General features: G+C 58.0%; 12 protein-coding genes. 6 read left to right on the top strand and 6 right to left on the bottom strand.

Annotation, left to right across the window (positions count from 1 at the left end; genetic code table 11):
* Positions 1-29 precede the first annotated feature (29 nt).
* Positions 30-893: an SGNH/GDSL hydrolase family protein gene (locus tag LDN90_RS19110; RefSeq protein ID WP_223946699.1), complete on the top strand. Its 864-nt coding sequence runs from the start codon at positions 30-32 to the stop codon at positions 891-893.
* A gap of 98 nt (positions 894-991) precedes the next feature.
* Positions 992-2,260 carry a hypothetical protein gene (locus LDN90_RS19105; RefSeq protein ID WP_223946698.1) on the top strand — a complete coding sequence of 423 codons (1,269 nt, stop codon included), beginning with the start codon at positions 992-994 and terminating at the stop codon, positions 2,258-2,260.
* Between the two features lie 99 nt (positions 2,261-2,359).
* On the opposite strand, the gene LDN90_RS19100 is transcribed toward LDN90_RS19105, so the two are convergent.
* The 6 genes from LDN90_RS19100 to LDN90_RS19075 all read right to left on the bottom strand — a co-directional run bounded on the left by LDN90_RS19100 (position 2,360) and on the right by LDN90_RS19075 (position 12,062).
* Positions 2,360-4,294 carry a glycosyltransferase gene (locus LDN90_RS19100; RefSeq protein WP_216926436.1) on the bottom strand — a complete coding sequence of 645 codons (1,935 nt, stop codon included), beginning with the start codon at positions 4,292-4,294 and terminating at the stop codon, positions 2,360-2,362.
* A 42-nt stretch (positions 4,295-4,336) separates the two neighbouring features.
* Positions 4,337-7,243 (bottom strand): glycosyltransferase, encoded by a 2,907-nt coding sequence (locus LDN90_RS19095; RefSeq protein ID WP_223946697.1) that lies wholly within the window; start codon positions 7,241-7,243, stop codon positions 4,337-4,339.
* A gap of 67 nt (positions 7,244-7,310) precedes the next feature.
* The gene (gene wecB, locus LDN90_RS19090) at positions 7,311-8,471 is read right to left on the bottom strand and encodes a UDP-N-acetylglucosamine 2-epimerase (non-hydrolyzing) (protein ID WP_223946696.1); all 1,161 of its coding nucleotides are present in this window, start codon (positions 8,469-8,471) and stop codon (positions 7,311-7,313) included.
* 630 nt (positions 8,472-9,101) lie between these two features.
* The gene (locus LDN90_RS19085) at positions 9,102-10,679 is read right to left on the bottom strand and encodes a hypothetical protein (protein WP_223946695.1); all 1,578 of its coding nucleotides are present in this window, start codon (positions 10,677-10,679) and stop codon (positions 9,102-9,104) included.
* Positions 10,680-10,968: 289 nt separating this feature from the next.
* Positions 10,969-11,538, bottom strand: coding sequence for a YdcF family protein (locus tag LDN90_RS19080; RefSeq protein WP_223946694.1), 570 nt, complete (start codon positions 11,536-11,538; stop codon positions 10,969-10,971).
* Positions 11,539-11,597: 59 nt separating this feature from the next.
* The gene (locus LDN90_RS19075) at positions 11,598-12,062 is read right to left on the bottom strand and encodes an Lrp/AsnC family transcriptional regulator (protein ID WP_223946693.1); all 465 of its coding nucleotides are present in this window, start codon (positions 12,060-12,062) and stop codon (positions 11,598-11,600) included.
* Positions 12,063-12,233: 171 nt separating this feature from the next.
* Here LDN90_RS19075 and pdhA point away from each other — a divergent pair, with 171 nt between their 5' ends.
* The 4 genes from pdhA to LDN90_RS19055 all read left to right on the top strand — a co-directional run bounded on the left by pdhA (position 12,234) and on the right by LDN90_RS19055 (position 18,643).
* Positions 12,234-13,451, top strand: a complete 1,218-nt coding sequence (gene pdhA, locus LDN90_RS19070; protein WP_223946692.1) for a pyruvate dehydrogenase (acetyl-transferring) E1 component subunit alpha — start codon at positions 12,234-12,236, stop codon at positions 13,449-13,451.
* On the top strand, positions 13,448-14,536 hold the full coding sequence (locus LDN90_RS19065) for an alpha-ketoacid dehydrogenase subunit beta (protein WP_223946691.1): 1,089 nt from the start codon (positions 13,448-13,450) through the stop codon (positions 14,534-14,536). The genes pdhA and LDN90_RS19065 overlap by 4 nt, the downstream gene beginning before the upstream one ends.
* 2 nt (positions 14,537-14,538) lie before the next feature.
* Positions 14,539-16,002 carry a dihydrolipoamide acetyltransferase family protein gene (locus LDN90_RS19060; RefSeq protein WP_223946690.1) on the top strand — a complete coding sequence of 488 codons (1,464 nt, stop codon included), beginning with the start codon at positions 14,539-14,541 and terminating at the stop codon, positions 16,000-16,002.
* A 229-nt stretch (positions 16,003-16,231) separates the two neighbouring features.
* Positions 16,232-18,643, top strand: coding sequence for a S8 family serine peptidase (locus tag LDN90_RS19055; RefSeq protein WP_223946689.1), 2,412 nt, complete (start codon positions 16,232-16,234; stop codon positions 18,641-18,643).
* Positions 18,644-18,728: the final 85 nt, after the last annotated feature.

Here is an 18,728-nt window from a genome sequence, read left to right as displayed (position 1 = left end):
GTCATCCGTCGTACCCTTGGGGAGCCATAATGTCAGAGCGCCGTTACATCAGGCTGAAGGAATCTACGCCTAACCTGGATGGCATGCGGAACCGCCCCGACGGTTACCTCGAAGCAACTGACGGAACCATCGGTGATGGGCCATGGCGGGTTCGGACGGACGAGCACGGTTTCATCACGACTGGCAACGAGACCGCAGACGGTGCCCCACCGATTGCGTTTCTCGGTGACTCCTTTGTGGAGGCAACTTTCACGCCGGAAGACGTCCGCTTCGTGTCTCAAGTGGAACGTCACTTGGCTAGCGACGGCCTAAAGTTTCGCTGCCTGAACGGCGGGTATTCCGGGGCTACCACCCTGCAGCTTTTCAATGTTTTCCTCAACAAGATCGTTCCACTGGTCGGTCGTGGTGGCACGGTGGTATTTTTCCTGCCGCAATCGGACCTCCCCATCTACTTCCGCCCGCACAGCTACTGGTACCCGACAGACAGATATGCACCGTTGCTCCCGCCGGTACAGCCTGAGGCATCAGACCTTCCACGAGGTTCCGGTGCCCTGACCTCGATCCTGGGGTTGGCCGTCTGGGCTGCCAAGGAATTCGGCATCGACCTGGTGCTTGTAACGTCGCCCCACCGCAACGCACAGTGGGCCACCGACTCGTATTACCACCGAATGATCTCTGAGGACCAGCACACTTCACTTGTGCAACGGCGTGCGGATATACGCGGGGCCGTGCAGCGATTTGTCGCCGATAGCGGCGTCAAATTCATCGACGCCGACGCTGAATTTCTGGATAAGCCGTCAGCCTTCTACGACGAACTTCATCTGAATGACGAAGGACATGACATCTTTAGTGCTTGGTTCGCGGATCAGCTTCGTCTTCTCCTGGACCGTTAGTCGGGTTAGCCCGGCGACGGTGACGGATCGGCGGGCCTTGACGTTACCCGTTGGTATGATTGCTTGTCAAACAGATCCTTTAAGCTCAGGTTAAATTAATGTCGATGAAAATCGCGGCCGCATTGGACGCAACCCGAACACTCTTCGAGGTGTCTCCTGACTTGGAATTCTCTTCGGTGGATCGTGTTATCACAGGGAAGACGGCCGGCGGTCTCCGCATTGAAGCCTATGGGAGTTTCGCAGAGAATCCCCAGAAATTGTTGTGCTTCCTGCCGTCAGCACAACCGTCGAGCACTCCTCCCAAAGTGCCCTTCTACCCACGCTGGTCGTGGGCAGCGGCGTTCGCGGACTGGGATGTCGTTTCATTGAGTGATCCCATGCTGAATTATGCTCCTGATTTGGCTGCCTCTTGGTTTGCTAGCTCAGATGAGGATATTGTTTCCGAGCTCGCCACCTTCATTCGCCTATACTGCGACCGCAGAGGGATCACGTTGGATAACGTAATTCTCTATGGCAGCTCCATGGGTGGCTTCGGGTCGTTGATGATTGCAGCCGAGCTTAGAGTCGCACATGCTGTTGCTGAGGTCCCTCAGCTTGATTTGTTGCGATATCCCGTGAAAAGTTCCCTGGCGGACGTTGAGAGACTTGCCCTTAACGGGCGGGCCTTAGCGGACTTGGCTGGTGAACACCCAAACCGCACAGATGTCTATTCCAGATTCGAGTCATCTCGGTGCATTCCTCCCATAACTATCGTTACAAACCGTGGAGATAGCGCTTTTGAGGAAACCCTTAGCTTCGTAGGCAGACTTCAAGGCCTGGCTGCTAGCGTTGACTCCGTCGGCTCGGTTTCGCTTCACCAGACCTCCCGTAATGAGGGGCACGCAGTTCAGCCAACGCCTTTCATGATCAAATTCCTGAAGTCAGTCGCTGAGATTCAGTCGGTCCCGACCGCCTACTATCCGTCTGCCGAACATGAATCTCAAAGGTTGGAATTTCCCCACTGTCATGTCGAGAATGATGGCTCATGGGGAGAGCGGGAACTTCAGGAAGCTGTTACATGGATCAAAACGGCAGGGGACAGCGAGATTACAGTTGAATTCAAGGCCGTCAACCCTGCGTCGGGCAGTAACAAGGGTCTCGTTTTTTGTGCGGCTGTTAGGGGAAGTACACGCGAGATGCTTAGCCAGCAAGGCTTCTCCTATTCGTCGTACCGGAATATTGGTTACTACAAATACGTGGGCTTGGGCGAAGGCATGTCTTCACACGTCATTCAACTTAGATTTGCCCCTGAAGTGTCAGTTGATGCAATTGGATTAGCGTCTTGGGATGTAAAGGCGCCGACGATCTACGACCTCCAATTCTCGTAGACGCCGACAACCCGTCGAGAGTCCAAACCACAAGGAGGACTTCAACGGGCCTTACTAACGCGCCCCTGACGCAGAAGCGCCGGCTCTGGCGTCGTCCGTCTAGACCTCTTCGAAGGCTTCCTGAACAAGGGAGATGAAAGCCTCGAGCGAGTACCGTTCACGAACAAAACGCTGGCCTGGCTCTGCATTCTTATTGAATACGTCCAGATCCTGGTTCTCGAGGATGTAGTCGCGGATGCCGAAGACATCCTCGAAAATGTAGTCCTCGGGGTAAACGTAGTCCACGCCGTGCCAAGGAAGAAAAACTCCCTGGTTTCCTGAGGCGAATCCCTCTCCAGGGGCGACGTGGAAACTCTCCAAGTCACTGAGGGACAGAACAAAGCCAAAGTCAGCCAAAGCCGTCTTAGTGTCCACCCAGCCGGAAAAGGTGACTTTTTCGGCTAGGTTGTGATCCACAATGTACTGCTCACATTGCTCGTAGTACTCGCGTTCCACAGGGTTCTTGTAGACCCACGGGAGGTCATGCGGCCCTTTCCCAAAGACGGTGAGGGAGTACTCGCCGTGGGCATTCAAGTAATGGAGAAGTTCAAGTGCGCGGTGGTAGCCCTTCAATTTGGGCAACATGCCCACCATTGCCAGCTTCTGGGTCTTGCTTGGATCGTTACTGGTTTTGTAGGCGTTGACGTCGAGGTAGTTCGGGATGATTCGAACCTTCGTTCGGTCCATGCCGAACGTGCGGATCATGTCTTCGCTGGTGTGAAGTGACACAGAGATGAAGCAATCCACCTTGGATTGATCCACCAGATGCCCGAACCTCGCATTGAGTTCAAATCGATGGAGCCGGACTATCAGACGTTGGTGCGCCTTCTTGTGGTTTGCGTACCAAACTGCGTTGCCCAGTAGCCATTCGCAGAAGATGACGTCTGCCCACTCCAGAAGCTCCCGGCTTTGATTCTCATCGTGGGAATCATGCCCGGTCCACTCGTCCAGCTTCACATCGTAGTGCTCGCGAAGGGATGGAATAGCAGGAGAAATGAATTTCAAATCCATACCGGCGATGAGGACACGCTGTTTAATGTTCTGCTGAAAGCCTTCGTAATTGCCGCTGTTGATAATTTCGAGCGTCTCACGGATTCGGGCGCGATATGGCTTGCCGCTGATGGCCTCCCAGTTGTCTTGGACAAGATGGGAAAGCTTTGAGAACAGACCGGCATCAATGTCACCACGGTTGAACCTGTAAATGGATTCGAGCGCAACCCTAAGCGCGACGTGGCCTCTGATCTCCATGTAGCTAAGACCAACGTGTGCGAGGGTGGACTCGGCGCTCTCCCATACTTCGAGATGCGAAGCCAGCTCGCGAGCACCGTATTGCTGCGTTGTGGATCGAACAAATCCGATGGTCTTGTGGTAAATGATGGCTGGTTCATCAAGGTAGGAAATGTTCTGAGATACAGACAGGACAGTATTGAGAAAAACAGTGTCTTCTCCCATGTGCAGATGCTCCGGCCAGATGATGCCGTTGTCGATGAGCAGACTGCGACGGATCAACGACGAGTTTGTCGTACTTTGATCTCGCACGATCTTGGCGATCTTCTCAGTCCTGGACGCTGCAGTGTGAAAGCCCACCACCCTGTTAACCAGTTGGGGTTTCTTTCCTCGTTCCACCGTGTACAAGGAGGCCCGGACAATGTCTGAATCTTCCTGCGAGGCAAGTTCCAGCTGCTGCCGAAGTGCGTCCGGCAGGATCTCGTCGTCCGAGTCAAGGAAGAACACGTATTCCCCGGCAGCTTTGGACATACCAACGTTGCGGGGGCGTGAGGGCGAACCACTGTTGGAGGTCAATGCCACGACCCGCCAGTTTGAATGTGCCCGTGCCCTCTCCTCGAGCAAGGCAAACGTTCCATCGGTGGAGTGGTCGTCCACAAAGACAACCTCGAAGGAGTCTTCAGGAAGATCGATGCCCTCCAACGACTCCAGGCAGAGGCCGATCTTGGTTTCTGCGTTGTAACAAGGGACAACAATGCTGAGCTTCATATCCGGAGAATCCTCAAGGATTTGCAATGGCTGATTCAACCCCTAGACGAGGTAGAAATTGTCAGAGATGGTTTTACCGTAGTTGACGACGGCTTTCTTGAAGAAGGCCGGGCCCGCGACAATGTCCTCGACGGCGTGCTGGGCGCTGAAACGGTACGGTTCCCCGGACTGGATCACCACGGGACCGTCGACGTAAGCGCGATGGAGTGAGGCTTCGTAAATTGCCTTTGCGCTGACCGTCGAATCAGGTGAAATGAAGGCAAACGAATCGCCGCTGATAAACGTGCTGGGGTCCAGAGATTCATTGACAGCCCAGGCCCATGACAGAATCACGACACCAAAGCGGCCGTACTTGGCCTGAAAATAGGATGCGTCGCTCTTCTGGAAGCTCCGTCCCAGAACGATGACCACCCGATCGACGACGTCGACATACTCACCTTGGCGGGCGATAGCCTGGTTGAGTTCAGCTTCGCTTTCCACTGGACAAACCAGGGTGATCATGCGGTGCGATTTGGCGTAGTCAAAGCCGATGCTGTCCAGGATCTGTTCGAAACGCCGTTCATACGTGTGATGTGCAAGAACGTCATGGAGGGCGGCGTGCCTGACGCGATCCGCAGTTGCCGCGTCCAGGTCCTGAACGTCTGAATGGCCGTCACCGGCAAACAGTATCCGGCCCTTGAAGAATTCCGCGACGCCTTCGGAGTAGTTGGAGACAACCAAAGTATTGCAGGACATGAGTTCAAATATGCGGCGCGCAAACATAGTGGGCGACGAGGTCACGGTGTTGATGTTGAGACCAAGCGTCGTCGACTTGTAGGCGTCGGCGATTTTTGAATGGGGAACGGCAGGGTTGGTGAAGGGACGATAGCGCTCGGGGAAATGGTGTAGCTCATCCTCCGATCCCCAAAATCTATCGAAGATGCGGAGGTCCATGCCGGCATCGAGGATCTGGTCGAAAATGACTTCCATCTCTTTGGAACGGTCAAGGTGGTTTGCGTACCAACTGCCTGCGAACGAGACTCCTTGGTCCCTCGGGGAAGTCTCTATCGGATTGAAAAGCTTTGGTTGTGTAGCAAATGGAAGGCAATGAACACTGGAGTGTCCGTACTCTTCCTCATAGCGGGGAACGCAGGTCACGTCAGTGGTAAAAACGTGATCGAACCTCACCGCTGTGTCGATGAAGTTGTGGACCTTGTCATCGAAATGCGTGGGGTCTTCTTTGTTCCAGAAGACAGTTGGAATGTCCTCGTTGTCGCACCACTCCAGAATCTCAAGGAGTTCGGTACGGTTCTCCCGGGCAAAGTTGGAGCTCGCATAGATGCGGCCCTTCCACGGCCGCTTTTCACTGTCCACGCCCGACCATGCAGACTCACAGAAAAAGATATCGGGCCGGTCTGCCTCAAAACGCTCACGCCAGTTGTGAGGCTCGATAACGATCGGGTTGAACTCGTATTTGAAGCAGTTATAGGTGAATTCGTCTGCAATCAGGGCGACCTTCAATTCCCTGGCCCGCCGTGGTGCCTCGTCTGCGTCATCGATTACGGCGACTGTGGAAGTACCCCCGGCCTTTTTCTTGGCTGGAACCTGCTTCGACGCTGAAAGTGCCTTTACCCAAATCTGATTGCTCGTCAGCAGCTCTCCCGCGGCCGCCTCCCAGAGCACCGTACCTACACGAATCTCTGTAGCGCCTCGAGGGACGGTTAATGTCAGTGACACATCGTTTGGGCGGCGCCCGTCGATGTACTTGTAGGCATACTCCTCGGATGTTGGGAGGCCGGCGGGGCAAATCCGGCCACCGTCCTTGTCAGCAAATTCCAGGAGTGCCAGCGCGCTCTTCCTGGACAACCCTTCGACTTGAGGAATTACCGAGAATTGAACCTGGATCTGGGGGCCCTTTGTGTCGGCCAGTGGAATCCTCGCCCATCGAGCCCGGGAAGTCACCGCCACGTTGGCTCCGAGCTCATGCAATCGATTGAACTGCAACGCTTTGCCATTGGTCTGGGGAGGACCGAAGCCTGGGCGGAGATCGTCAGCGGATTCTGCCCCCAACTCGACGATGTCCAAGGCATTCAAGATCCTGAGTTTGCCTGGCTCCGCATGCCAGGCCGCGAAAGCAATCCGTACAGTGGCGCAATCTGAGGGGGCATGGACCTCGAACGAAAACGCACCAGAGGAATCCGGCACCAGATAGATGTATTCGCCGACGGGACCACGGGGAATGTCCGTCAAACTTCCCACTTCAGCCCCGTGTTTATCGGCGAACCTGAAGAGGGCCACGGCATCCCTGAGCCCAACCGGCTCGGAACCTACGAATTGGCCTTGGACTCTTAAGTGCTTGGCGTCAAGTGTCGAAATGTCGAGGCTGAGCGGCTCCCTGCCCAGACCCACTTCGGACGCAGTGCCGTGCTCACGGGAGACGGATATCCGATTCGACCGGAGATCTCCGGCGCCGGATTGGCGGGATTCCGAAAAGGGCGGGAGGACGTTGTGTCGTACGCGAACTGCGTTTGTCAAGGACAAGCTACCGGCATAGCCCTTCCAGAGTGCGAAGCCGAGTACTACTTCGGTGCAGTCCATAGGGATGTACAACGTAGTTTCAGAGACACCGAGAGCGTTCGGAACGATGTAGACGTAGTTGCCCTGGCGGCCCTTGCTGATTCGTCCCCTGCTAGGGACCTCAGTGCCGCTCGAGTCAAGGAACTTCACCCAGATAATCCCGGATTTAGTGCCGTGCTGATCGGGATTGCTGACTGTTTGGAAGGTGGAGGTCACTTCCGAGCCTGGAACCACCTGCAGGCGCACTTCATAAGGCCGTTTGCGCAGCACCAAGTGGGCGTCGGGGTCGCTGTTTGAGTCGAGCAGCACAAAAGATCGCGGCTGAGCTGTGTCCTCGCCGGTCCAGATGCTGTGCGGTTGTATTTCCTGGCGGTCAAAGAGTTTGCGTAGCAACGCTTGACTCCAATTTCTGGGTTTGGGGGAGTGATCTAGATTGTTGGCGAGGGGCATCGCCGTCGATCTAGCGGACTATCTGGATTTCGGTGCCGAATTCCGGCACTCTGGTCCCTACTCCCAGGAGCTCCGCCACTGCCGCAACCGTGCGTTCGGCAGCTTGGCCGTCACCGTAGGGGTTTACAGCATTTGCCATGGCATCAAATGCGTCCTGCTGATTAAGCAGCCGATCAACTTCCTTGACGATCGTCTCCTCGTCCGTGCCGATGAGAGTGACGGTGCCGGCGTGAACAGCTTCGGGACGCTCCGTGTTGTCGCGCATCACCAAGACAGGCTTTCCCAAGCTGGGTGCTTCCTCCTGAACTCCACCGGAATCCGTGAGGACTATGTGTGCGAGGGACAGCATCCGTGTGAATTCGCCATAAGCCAAAGGCTCAGTGACGATCACGTTTGCCTTACCTTCGATTGCCGGCAGGACTGCTTCTCTCACGACTGGATTCTTGTGTGCGGGAAGTACCACGACAAGATCCGGTTCAGCCTCGGCTATTCGGGCCAAAGCGCGTCCTACACCCCGCATGGCGTCACCTTGATTCTCGCGGCGGTGCGTGGTGACCAGAAGGATCCGGCGGCCGCTGGCTGCAAGCTCTTCGAGCTTTGGATCGGTGAAAGGGACATTCTTATTGACTGTGGTGAGGAGTGCATCGATCACAGTGTTTCCGGTGACGACGATGTCACCCTCGTTGATGCCTTCCGCCAGCAGATTGGCTTTACTGGTGCTGGTTGGGGCGAGATGCAAACTGGCGATCTGGCTGGTGATCTTACGGTTCGCCTCCTCCGGGAATGGAGAGTACAAGTCGCCGCTTCGAAGCCCGGCTTCGACATGAACAACAGGGATACCGTGATAGAAAGCCGCGATGGCGGCAGCAGTCGACGTCGTGGTGTCACCCTGAACGATGACAGCATCGGGTTTGTTGCTGCTGAATAATTTGTCCAGGCCATCGATGGTCCTGGTCATAATCGCCGACAGCGACTGACGCTGCTGAAGGATGTTCAGGTCGTGGTCTGGAATAATCCCGAAGAGTTCGTTGACCTGATCCAGCATTTCGCGATGTTGGCCTGTGACAGTCACTACGCAATCGAAATCGGTAGATTGTTGAAGGGCGGTGACGATCGGAGCCATTTTGATGGCTTCCGGGCGAGTACCGAAAATTGGCATGACGATTTGCATGGATTCCCCCGGGAAGGCAATGGCTGATCAACCGATGCTATCGCACAGCCAATCGAGGTGATTAATTGTGCGTGACGCCCAACATGCCTCAACCTGCAAACATCAAGGTCAGTACCAGTAGCGGGATGCTGATAGAGACGAGTATCACAATGGTCAGGGCTACCAGCCGCTTTTGCCGGGGGCTGGCTTTCCGTGATCCGGTACTAATGCTCGGTACAGAAGAAGCCGTGGGTTTGGGCGCAGTGCCACCGCCGGCAGGCCGCGCCGGCTTCGGAGAGGCTGAGAGCCTGGATTCTGAACGAGCGATATCTACGGTGCCCGGATTGCCGGACAAAGTAGATGTGGGAACATCCCCCAGGAATCGACGTTTGCGCATGTGTCGTGGGGACGGCGAAGGTGCCGCCGCTTGGCGGACAATATCTGTCACGTCTTCACTCCTCAGCTGCGTCCAGACGGAACATGGCCACGCACAATTGTTGCATCCGAGCAGCAAGGGACCATATTTGGGCAGACGAGGCCCTCCCAGCCGCACTGTCAGCGGCATGGATTATTTGTTTGGCGACAAGGCGCGAAGTCGCCATTGAAGGGCGGCTCGCACAAACTGTGCAAGCCGCCCGCTTCCGTAGGGATCTAGCCTCGATCAGAATACGGCGCGTCGTTTCTGACGCCGGAGCCGTTCGTCACGTTGATGTAGACATACTTTCCGGAGCCAAGACTTGTCTTGCCGAGCTTTGCCGTTACGGATTCCAAGCGTGGATTCATACCCAGTTGTTTGCCGTAGCTCGGGTTGTAACTCGAGGCAGGCACGGTCTTATCGAAGGTCCGTCCGTATGCATCTGTCCATTTCACTTGGATGGTGCCACCACTCAAGTTTTGACCTGTGACGAGTACATCGCCGTTGCCGTAGAAGACTGAGTCAGTAATGACTGGCGTCATGCTGCCAGCCCTCATCTGTTCGACCATCGGTGCCCAGGTCCCCTTGCAGGTGTAGAACGGATCCCACATATAGGAGATAACTTTGACCGGATAGTTCCCTATCTGCTGCAACTGTCGGTCATGTCGCGCTTTCGTGCTCTGGCCGCGGTAGTTGCCGTCGCAGGGGTTCTGGCTGGTGCCTGGCGCCATTCCTTCCATGTTGGCCCATAGCTCGACGTCGGTGCCTTCGACCCCTTCCGCCATTGCAAGGAAGTAATCGCGGGTTGGGGCGGCGTACTTGTTGCCCCATGTTCCACTGCCGACAATTGCGGCCGCATACTGGTCCACGCTATTTCCGCTCTCGTGGCCAAAGAACGATCCCCCCTTCCCGGTGCCCATCCCATCCTGAACGGCGATGGCCAGATGGACTCCATTCGCAGTCTCAGCAATATTTCTCACAGCTGCTCGAGCGTTATCCGGCGTGATATGCCCAGCAAGCTCCTTGCGTGAATCGATATACGGGCTCACCAGCGCGGAGCGACCTGGCTGATACTGGGCTATTGCTCGATTTTGGATGTCATAGACAGCGAGCGTTGAATCCCATATAGCGCCATTGGCTACGGGCATTTCCGTGTAGTGGTAATAGCCCGTCAAGCCTGGAACGTTGTTCACCTTTCCTTGAAATTGCAGGAACCGGTTGGTGAAAGCCGTGAATGTCGACTGGTATGACAAGTCGACAAGATACGTGATGTCTGTTCTCTTCACAGGAGCGGGCATTCCCGCGTAAAACTTCATCCCCAACGTGGTAGCGGCCTTGGCCACAGAGACAGAGATCGAGGCGGTCCCGCTGGTGATGATGACGACGTCATACAAATTATTGGACGAGTTGCATCCGGTTCCCTGGGTGGGGATAACCATGACCGTGTACACGGTGGATCCACTCGTCACAGTCTTGTCGCGGGGACACGCGAGAGAAGGCGCGCCCCATGTGTTGCCGTCGGCGTAGGTGAAGTATCGATTCACACTTACCCCAGAGGTAGCAGCAGTCACGCAGTTGACGCCCGAAATGGTGCAGCCTGCCGGCGCGGAAGCGGATGTTGCTGGTTTGATCTGAGAACCGAAGGTGATGATCGTATCCCCGCCGACGGACTTAATATCCGTCAGTTTCTTCAAGTTGGCGTCATCACTGGTACTGCCGAAAATGAAGTAGCCGCTTATGGGGTAAACCGGGGAGGGCGCGGCTTGGGCTGTGGATCCGTGAAGGAAACCCATCACCAAGACGAAAGCGGCCAAGATGCTGGCAGTTAGATGTCGGGCATTGCTCGTGCTGAAGTAGTACGTCTCTGCTTTAAACTTTGCCACGGAGGATCCTTGGGCTCGTAGGGCTGAGACCTTGGACCTATGGCAAAAGGATGACGGGCATGCCTGTCGAATTCAAGAACTTGACGAAATCCTTCACGTGCGAAGATGCGTCTGAAAGTCAACGAAATTTTGTGACAGTTCTCTTGCAGGGTTCCGTAGGAATTAACGAAGTCTGTCACATGAAATTTGTGCTTTAGAACCTAAATCCGCGAGTGTTCCACTAGTGAGAAGAACACTCCGGCTGCATCCACACGTCGATGAGGCCGCCTGTTTCGACGACGAATCGGTCCAGCCATGCTCCCGCCGAAAGGTCGGGTTGTGAGCCGACCATTTGGACCTCAGCAGACGTACATTGGCGCATGAGGGTGCCAGCGCGAAGGAGGTGATAGTCGGACGTAACCACGGTGACGGACTTCCATCCGTTCTGAGCAATCAGCTCCGAAAGGCCTCTGGCTTCACCTCGGGTGTTCAGCGGCGAGGGACGGAAACAGATCAAATCCGGGTCGTCGTCTTCATGGCACAAAGCATCACCCTCAACGTTGCCGGACAGGCCCGTCGTCGAGACCACGAAAATGGGGATGTCCAGGCTTTCCTGGAGTTCCTGAGCCACTGGAAGTCGTTCCTTACTTAACCCGCCCAAAACGACGATTGCGTCGGTGCGGTGAGGCACTGCTCTCGGAGGGCTGTAAAAGAACTGGAAAGCGGCAATCAGCCATAGCAGCGCGATAGCCACAACCGACACAGCAAGCCGCGCAGCGGCGCGTGTGACGGAGGCGGTTTTGAGGGGCACGGGGACAGTCTATGGTCCCCGAATGTGCGTTCGGTACGAGGCTCCTGCCGCTCGGGCAGTTACCGCGTATCGACGTCCTCAAAGACCAGGAAAGTCTGGGTATCCAGGACTCCCTCCATGGACTGCAATTGGTCGAAGATCACACGGCGTAGGTGAATGTTGTCAGTGGCCCGGACCAGCAGGATGACGTCAAAGTCGCCGCCCACCAGGGCGATGTGGTGAACCTCGGGAATCGCCCGCAGGTGCTCCTTCAGTTCCCGCCAAGAATGCTGCTGGACCTTGAGTGTGACGTAGGCCGAAGATCGCAGTCCGGCTTTGATCGGGTCCACCAACGCCGTGAACTTGGTCAAAACCCCCTCGCCGGTCAGCCGGGCAATGCGTGAGTAAGCGTGCGCCCGGCTGATGTGCACGTTCTCGGCCACTTGGGTGATGGACATCCGGCCGTCAGTTGTGAGCTCCCGGATGATGTCCCGGTCAACATCGTCCAGGGGAACGGCAGTCTGCTCCGCCTCGGTCTCGTTCACGTGGTCTCCAATTCGTCTACGGGACTGGCTCGTTACCCAGCTCACATTTGCAATTCGTCTTTCAGAATAACCACTTCCTGCATGCTCTTCCATGATTTGAGCGAAAGCTGGATACGAAACAGCTCCCCGGAACATACTGGAAGCACATAGTGGCTAGAGAAGGACGGACCAATGACGATCCACGCAGACCACACTGCGCCGGAAGCGGCAGTAGAGGACCAAGCTGCTGACGTTCAGAGAAAATTCGGCATCAGCGTTGAGGACTACATGCTGCCGGCCCGGCACCAGATTCAGATGGTGAATCCGGATGGGACCCTCCGCTCCCACGAAGAGCAGGGCACCGAACCCGGCCATGAGTACCCCACGCCAAGCGATGCTGAACTCATGGCCGCTTACGAGCAGCTCGTCGTCGGGCGTCGCGTCAACGATCAGAACTCTGCGCTCGTCCGGCAGGGCCGTATGGCTGTCTATCCCTCAAGCCACGGACAGGAAGCCTGTCAGGTGGCGGCTGCCATGTGCCTCAGCGAAGGTGACTGGCTCTTCCCGACGTATCGCGACGCCGTCGCAGTGATGACCCGTGGTGTGGATCCTGTCGAAGCGATGACGATCTTCCGCGGTGATTGGCACGGTGGCTACGACCCCAAGAAGCACCACGTCGGGATCCAGTGCACCCCGCTGACCACACAGCTGCTGCACGCCGTCGGCGTCGCGCATGCCGCCAAACTCCGCGGTGAGGACACCGTGGTGATGGCAATGTGCGGCGACGGTGCCACGAGTGAGGGTGACTTCCACGAGGCCCTGAACTTTGCGGCCGTCTTCCACCTACCGGTCATCTTCTTCGTGCAGAACAACAAATACGCGATTTCCGTTCCGCTCAGCCACCAGTCGGTGGCGCCGTCGCTGGCCCACAAGGCTGTCGGCTACGGAATGGCCGGTGAGCGAGTGGACGGCAACGACCTCGTCGCGCTCCTCGCCGTTATGGACCGGGCAGTGAAGCTGGCCCGCGAAGGCTCCGGACCCCTCCTGATCGAGGCCCACACCTACCGCATGCAGGCGCACACCAACGCCGACGATGCTACGCGCTACCGCCCGGACAGCGAGGTGGCCGAATGGCAAGCGAAGGATCCGCTGACCCGAATGAAGTCCTACCTCACCGGCAAAGGACTCCTGGACGACGCCGCCAATGAACGCATTGCCGAACATGCAGAAGCCGTGGCTACACAGTTGCGCGAAGGCCTCGGTGAAGACGTCCCCGTACAGCCGCTGGACCTCTTTAAGTACGTGTTCTCCAAGCCCACCCCGCAGCTGAGAGAGCAGTCTGAACTGCTGGCTGACGAACTCGCCCGCGCCGAAAGCGCCGAAAATCACGGAACGGAGAGCGCAAAATGACCGTCACCACCAACGTCAACGGCAACGTCAGCGCTGCCACCGCAAGCGCCGCCGCGTCCGCTGCAGCTACCGCTGAGGCGAGCGGCCCTCAGTCCATCACCATGGCCAAGGCGCTCAACACAGCAATGGCCGATGCTATGCGTGCCGATTCCTCGGTGCTGGTCTTCGGCGAGGATGTCGGCATGCTGGGCGGTGTCTTCCGTATCACCGACGGCCTCATGGCCGAGTTCGGCGAGCAGCGCTGCTTCGACACCCCGCTGGCAGAATCCGGCATCGTCGGCATGGCTGTCGGAATGGCCATCAACGGCATGCGCCCCGTCATCGAGATGCAGTTTGATGCGTTCGCCTACCCGGCGTTCGAACAGATCGTCAGCCATGTCGCCAAGATGCACAACCGAACCAAGGGCAAGCTTAAGATGCCCCTGGTCATCCGCGTTCCGTACGCCGGCGGCATCGGGGGAGTGGAGCACCACTGCGACTCCTCCGAGTCCTACTACGCCCACACCGCTGGCCTGAAGGTGTACACACCAGCCACCGTTGCGGACGGTTACCGCATGCTCCGCGAAGCCATCGACTCGGATGATCCCGTGATGTTCATGGAGCCCAAGAAGCTCTACTGGTCCAAAGACCAGGTGGACCTGGACGCCTTGCGCGCAGAGCACGACGCCGGCACCTCCACCGAGGGCCGCGCGGCTGTTGCTCGTCCGGGCACTGACGCGACCTTGATTGCGTACGGTCCCTCCGTTCCCACTGCGCTCGCAGCCGCGGCCGCTGCGGCCGAAGAGGGCCGTTCGCTCGAGGTCATTGACGTCCGAACTCTTGTCCCCTTCGACGATGAAACCGTCTGCGCGTCTGTGCGTAAGACGGGACGCGCCGTCGTGATCGCCGAGGCGCACGGCTTCGCCTCTGTGTCGTCCGAGATCGTGGCGCGTGTCCAAGAGCGTGCGTTCCACTACCTCGCCGCACCGATCCGCCGTGTGACTGGCTTCGATGTTCCGTTCCCGTCACCCAAGTTGGAGCACTACTACCTGCCAAGCGTCGATCGCATTCTCGACGCCGTCGACGACCTTCAATGGGAGGACTGACCATGAGCTCAGATATGCAGGTATTTCGCCTGCCGGACCTGGGGGAGGGCCTTACCGAGGCCGAACTCGTGAATTGGCTCGTCGCCGTCGGTGACGAAATCAAGGTCGATCAGCCGATCGCTGAAGTCGAAACAGCTAAGTCCATGGTGGAGGTGCCCTCGCCTTACGCGGGCACGGTGGCAGAGCTTCACGGTGAGGCCGGCCAAACCCTCGACGTCGGCAAGCCGCTGATCTCGATCGCTCGTTCGGGCGCCGCTCCCGCTGCGCCGGAGACTCCATCCTCTGCCGAAGATGCAGTCTCGACCGGGATCGTGGCCTCGCCCCAGGTTGATGCGGCGGCCGAGACGTATCGCACCGAGGAGAAAGCTGGTTCCGGCAACGTACTTATCGGATACGGCACTCCTGGTGGCGTGACCGGAGGCCGCACCCGCCCGCGAAAGGCGAGCGTCGGCGTCGTCGATCGCGAAAAGGAGACCCTGGCCGAGACTCCGGTTGCTTCGGAACCGGCAGTCGCCGGAACGCGCATCCCCGGCAAGCTGAGCGCGGTCATCTCGCCGCTCGTCAGGAAGATGGCCCGGGACCATGGTGTTTCCCTTGAGACTATCGAGGGTTCGGGGGCCAGTGGGCTGATCATGCGCCGGGATGTGGAAGCTGCTATCTCTACACCGGAAGCTCCTGCTGCGGCTCGTACTGCAGCGAAGGCGGAGGGTCGAGCCTCGGCCGCCGTTGCCGGGGGCGACCTCGATTCCCGTACGGGACTGGCTGTCGCGGCCCGGACTCCGGTTCGCGGAGTTCGCAAGGCAGTTGCAGCCAACATGACCAAGAGCCGCACGGAGATCCCGGAGGCGACGGTCTGGGTGGACGTGGATGCGACGGCTCTCTTTGAGATGCGGGCTGAACTGAAGAAGCGCGCTCCGCATGACACGCCTGGTCTGCTGGCCTTCATCGCCCGTTTTGTCACGGCTGGGTTAAAAAAGTACCCGGCCCTTAATACGCGCTTTGAAGTCGGGGAGGACGGCTCCCAGGAGATTGTCGGTTTTGACGGAATCAACCTCGGTTTCGCAGCACAGACGGATCGCGGTCTTGTGGTCCCGTCTGTCCGGAACGCGCACCAGTTGAGCGCCCGCGAGTTGGACGCCGAGATCCGGCGCCTCACCACCGTGGCGCGTGAAGGTAAGGCCACTCCAACCGAGCTCGGCTCAGGCACCTTCACCCTGAACAACTACGGTGTGTTCGGCGTAGATGGTTCGGCCGCGATCATCAACTACCCGGAAGTTGCGATGCTCGGCGTGGGTCGCATCATCGACAGGCCGTGGGTGGTAAACGGCGAACTTGCCGTCCGCAAGGTTACCGAGTTGACCCTCGCCTTCGACCACCGGGTGTGCGACGGCGAGACCGCCGCCGGTTTCCTCCGGTACGTCGCGGACGCCATCGAGAACCCTGGTGGAGCGCTCGCGGATATGTAAGCCCCAGAACGACGGCCACGCAGCAGGACCCCGATTCAGGTGATCGGGGTCCTGCTCTTTGTGGTGCAAATCCTCGGGAAATCCTCACAAAATACTGGCGGAGAGTGCCACCAACTCTGCGTACAATTTTCTGTGGGGGTCAGCTGGTGGTCTCCAGTTGCCCGCGACCCAGCCTTACCGTGCTCAGTCGCCGTTCTAGGATGCCCAACCCATGGTAAAAAACTCCGCAATGCGATCCTTGAGGACCGTCGGCTTCGCGTTGACCACGCTCCTCATTACCGGGGGACTGGCCGTTCAGCCAGCAGTAGCGGGAGACAATGACATCATCCCCAGCCCACCGCAATCACTGCGTCCGGCACTTGAAGTGGCGACGGACCAGTTCATTGTCGGGCTTCGGGACAACGTCAAGGCAGCCGCGGCTGCGGCGACGGCGGAGCAGGCTGCAGATCGCGCGGCCACCAAGCTCGGAGTGGCTGCCGAAAGCGCGCACCAAAACGCAGCGGGCGGGCAGGTCATCAAACTTGGCAAGGCACTTTCAGGGGCAACAGCCGAGCAATTCCTGAAAACCCTTCGTGCGGATCCGAACGTTGCCTACGCCGAAGCTGACGACATCATGCAGGTGGCTGCTGATCCGAACGATGCCTACTATTCAACGCAGTGGGATCTCTCAGAGGATTTGGCCGGCATTCGGCCTTCCGGGGCGTGGCAATACAATCACGGTGAAGGCGTAGTCGTCGCCGTAGTCGACTCCGGGATCACGAGCCATCCGGATCTCAACGCCAATGTGTTGCCCGGCTATGACATGAAGTCCGATGCCGCCGATGCAAGGGATGGGAACGGCAGGGATGCAGACCCTACAGACCCTGGCGATTGGTCTACGGCAAATGAATGCGGAGTGGGGAGCCCGCAGATAAATTCTTCCTGGCATGGAACCCACGTGGCGGGAACAATTGCAGCCATCGGAAACAACGCCACCGGAGTAACGGGCGTGGCGCCGAAGGCAAAAATCCTTCCGGTGCGGGCATTGGGTGCTTGTGGCGGCTATACGTCGGACATCGCGGATTCAATCATTTGGGCAGCAGGCGGCGTTGTTGCCGGGGCTCCAATCAACACCAACCCGGCACGCGTCATCAACCTCAGCCTTGGTGGCATCAAGCCGTGCTCTGCCACCTATCAAAACGCGATCAATTTCGCCTATAACGCTGGCGCTGCCGTGGTAGTCGCTGCCGGGAATTCCAATCGGCCCGCGGCAGACTCCAGCCCTGCAAACTGCCAGAACGTCATCACGGTTGCCGCCAGCGACAGGACAGGAGCAAAGGCGTCGTACTCCAACTACGGCAGCGTTGTGGATGTAACTGCTCCCGGCGGCGAGATGAGTTCCTCAGCCTTGAACGGTATCTTGTCCACCTACAACTCCGGGACAACCACGCAGGGAACGCCAGGCTACGCGTTCATGCAGGGTACGTCCATGGCGGCCCCTCACGTGGCGGGCCTTGCGGCTCTCCTTTATTCGGCTGAGGGCATCACCCTGACTCCGGAGCACTTGGAACAACAACTGAAGCAGACCTCGAGGCCACTTCCTGCTGGCTGTTCCGCCGGGTGTGGCGCCGGTCTGATTGATGCCACTGCAGCCCTCACAACGTTTGGTGGGCATCTTCCCGTGACGCCTGCAGCAGTCGTATTCATTGACCGGGACGGCACCTCGAACGATACCTACACGATTCCCACGTCGGCCGGCGTTGAATACTTGGTTGGCGGAAAGGTTCTTGCCGCTGGCACCTATGCCGGCAGCGGATCAGTGACTGTTACCGCCAGGGCTCTGACAGATTATTCGTTTGCTCTTGCGGCAGTGGCCGAGTGGAAGTTCACCTTCAAGACTTCCACCCAAAAAATCACTGATTTCGACGGTGACGGCAAGAGTGATGTTCTTGCCAGGGACACCGCCGGTGTTTTGTGGCTGTATCCGGGCAACGGTTCCGGTGGCTGGCTTCCAGCCCGCAAGATTGGTGCAGGCTGGAATGCCATGACGTCCATTGAGTCCCCCGGCGACTTCAACGGTGACGGCAAAATGGATGTCATCGCGCGGGATGCGAATGGTGTTTTGTGGTTGTACCCGGGCAATGGGTCCGGTGGCTGGTTTGCCGCCCGCCAGATCGGTACTGGCTGGAACGGGATGGCCGCGATCGAGGCACCCGGTGACTTCAATGGGGACGGCAAAGCCGATGTGATCGCCCGGGATGCCAATGGAGTTTTGTGGCTTTATCCCGGTAACGGTTCAGGTGGCTGGCTTGCTGCCCGCCAGATCGGTTCGGGTTGGAATGTCATGACCGCTATCGATGGTCCCGGAGATTTCGACGGGGACGGCAAAGCTGACGTTCTTGCTCGCAACTCATCCGGCGTTTTGTGGTTGTACCCCGGTAACGGTACAGGTGGTTGGCTTGCTGCCCGCCAGATTGGTTCTGGTTGGAATGTCATGACCGCGATGGAAGGCCCCGGCGACTTTGATGGTGACGGCAAGGTTGACGTCGTTGCCCGCAACGGGTCCGGGGTGTTGTGGTTGTACCCCGGTGACGGTTCTGGTGGTTGGCTTGCTGCCCGTCAGATTGGGTCCGGCTGGAACGTCATGACAGCCATCGTATAGTTCGGCCCCCGGGTTCACCTGCCGCCGGGTCATTCCGGCTTCTCCCAGCTGGGCATGGGTAGAATCGAGGCCTGAACATCGCCGG

The sequence above is a fragment of the Arthrobacter sp. NtRootA1 genome, assembly GCF_019976975.1.
Classification (GTDB): Bacteria; Actinomycetota; Actinomycetes; order Actinomycetales; family Micrococcaceae; genus Arthrobacter; species Arthrobacter aromaticivorans.
Note: the sequence above shows the minus strand (reverse complement) of the source record. Positions and strands in the feature narration are given on the sequence as shown.

Bases quoted from the DNA above. Each gene is read 5' to 3' on its own strand.
- LDN90_RS19110 (WP_223946699.1), top strand. From the start codon at position 30: ATGTCAGAGCGCCGTTACATCAGGCTGAAGGAATCTACGCCTAACCTG.
- LDN90_RS19105 (WP_223946698.1), top strand. From the start codon at position 992: ATGTCGATGAAAATCGCGGCCGCATTGGACGCAACCCGAACACTCTTC.
- LDN90_RS19100 (WP_216926436.1), bottom strand. From the start codon at position 4,294: ATGAAGCTCAGCATTGTTGTCCCTTGTTACAACGCAGAAACCAAGATC.
- wecB (WP_223946696.1), bottom strand. From the start codon at position 8,471: ATGCAAATCGTCATGCCAATTTTCGGTACTCGCCCGGAAGCCATCAAA.
- pdhA (WP_223946692.1), top strand. From the start codon at position 12,234: ATGACGATCCACGCAGACCACACTGCGCCGGAAGCGGCAGTAGAGGAC.
- LDN90_RS19065 (WP_223946691.1), top strand. From the start codon at position 13,448: ATGACCGTCACCACCAACGTCAACGGCAACGTCAGCGCTGCCACCGCA.
- LDN90_RS19060 (WP_223946690.1), top strand. From the start codon at position 14,539: ATGAGCTCAGATATGCAGGTATTTCGCCTGCCGGACCTGGGGGAGGGC.
- LDN90_RS19055 (WP_223946689.1), top strand. From the start codon at position 16,232: ATGCGATCCTTGAGGACCGTCGGCTTCGCGTTGACCACGCTCCTCATT.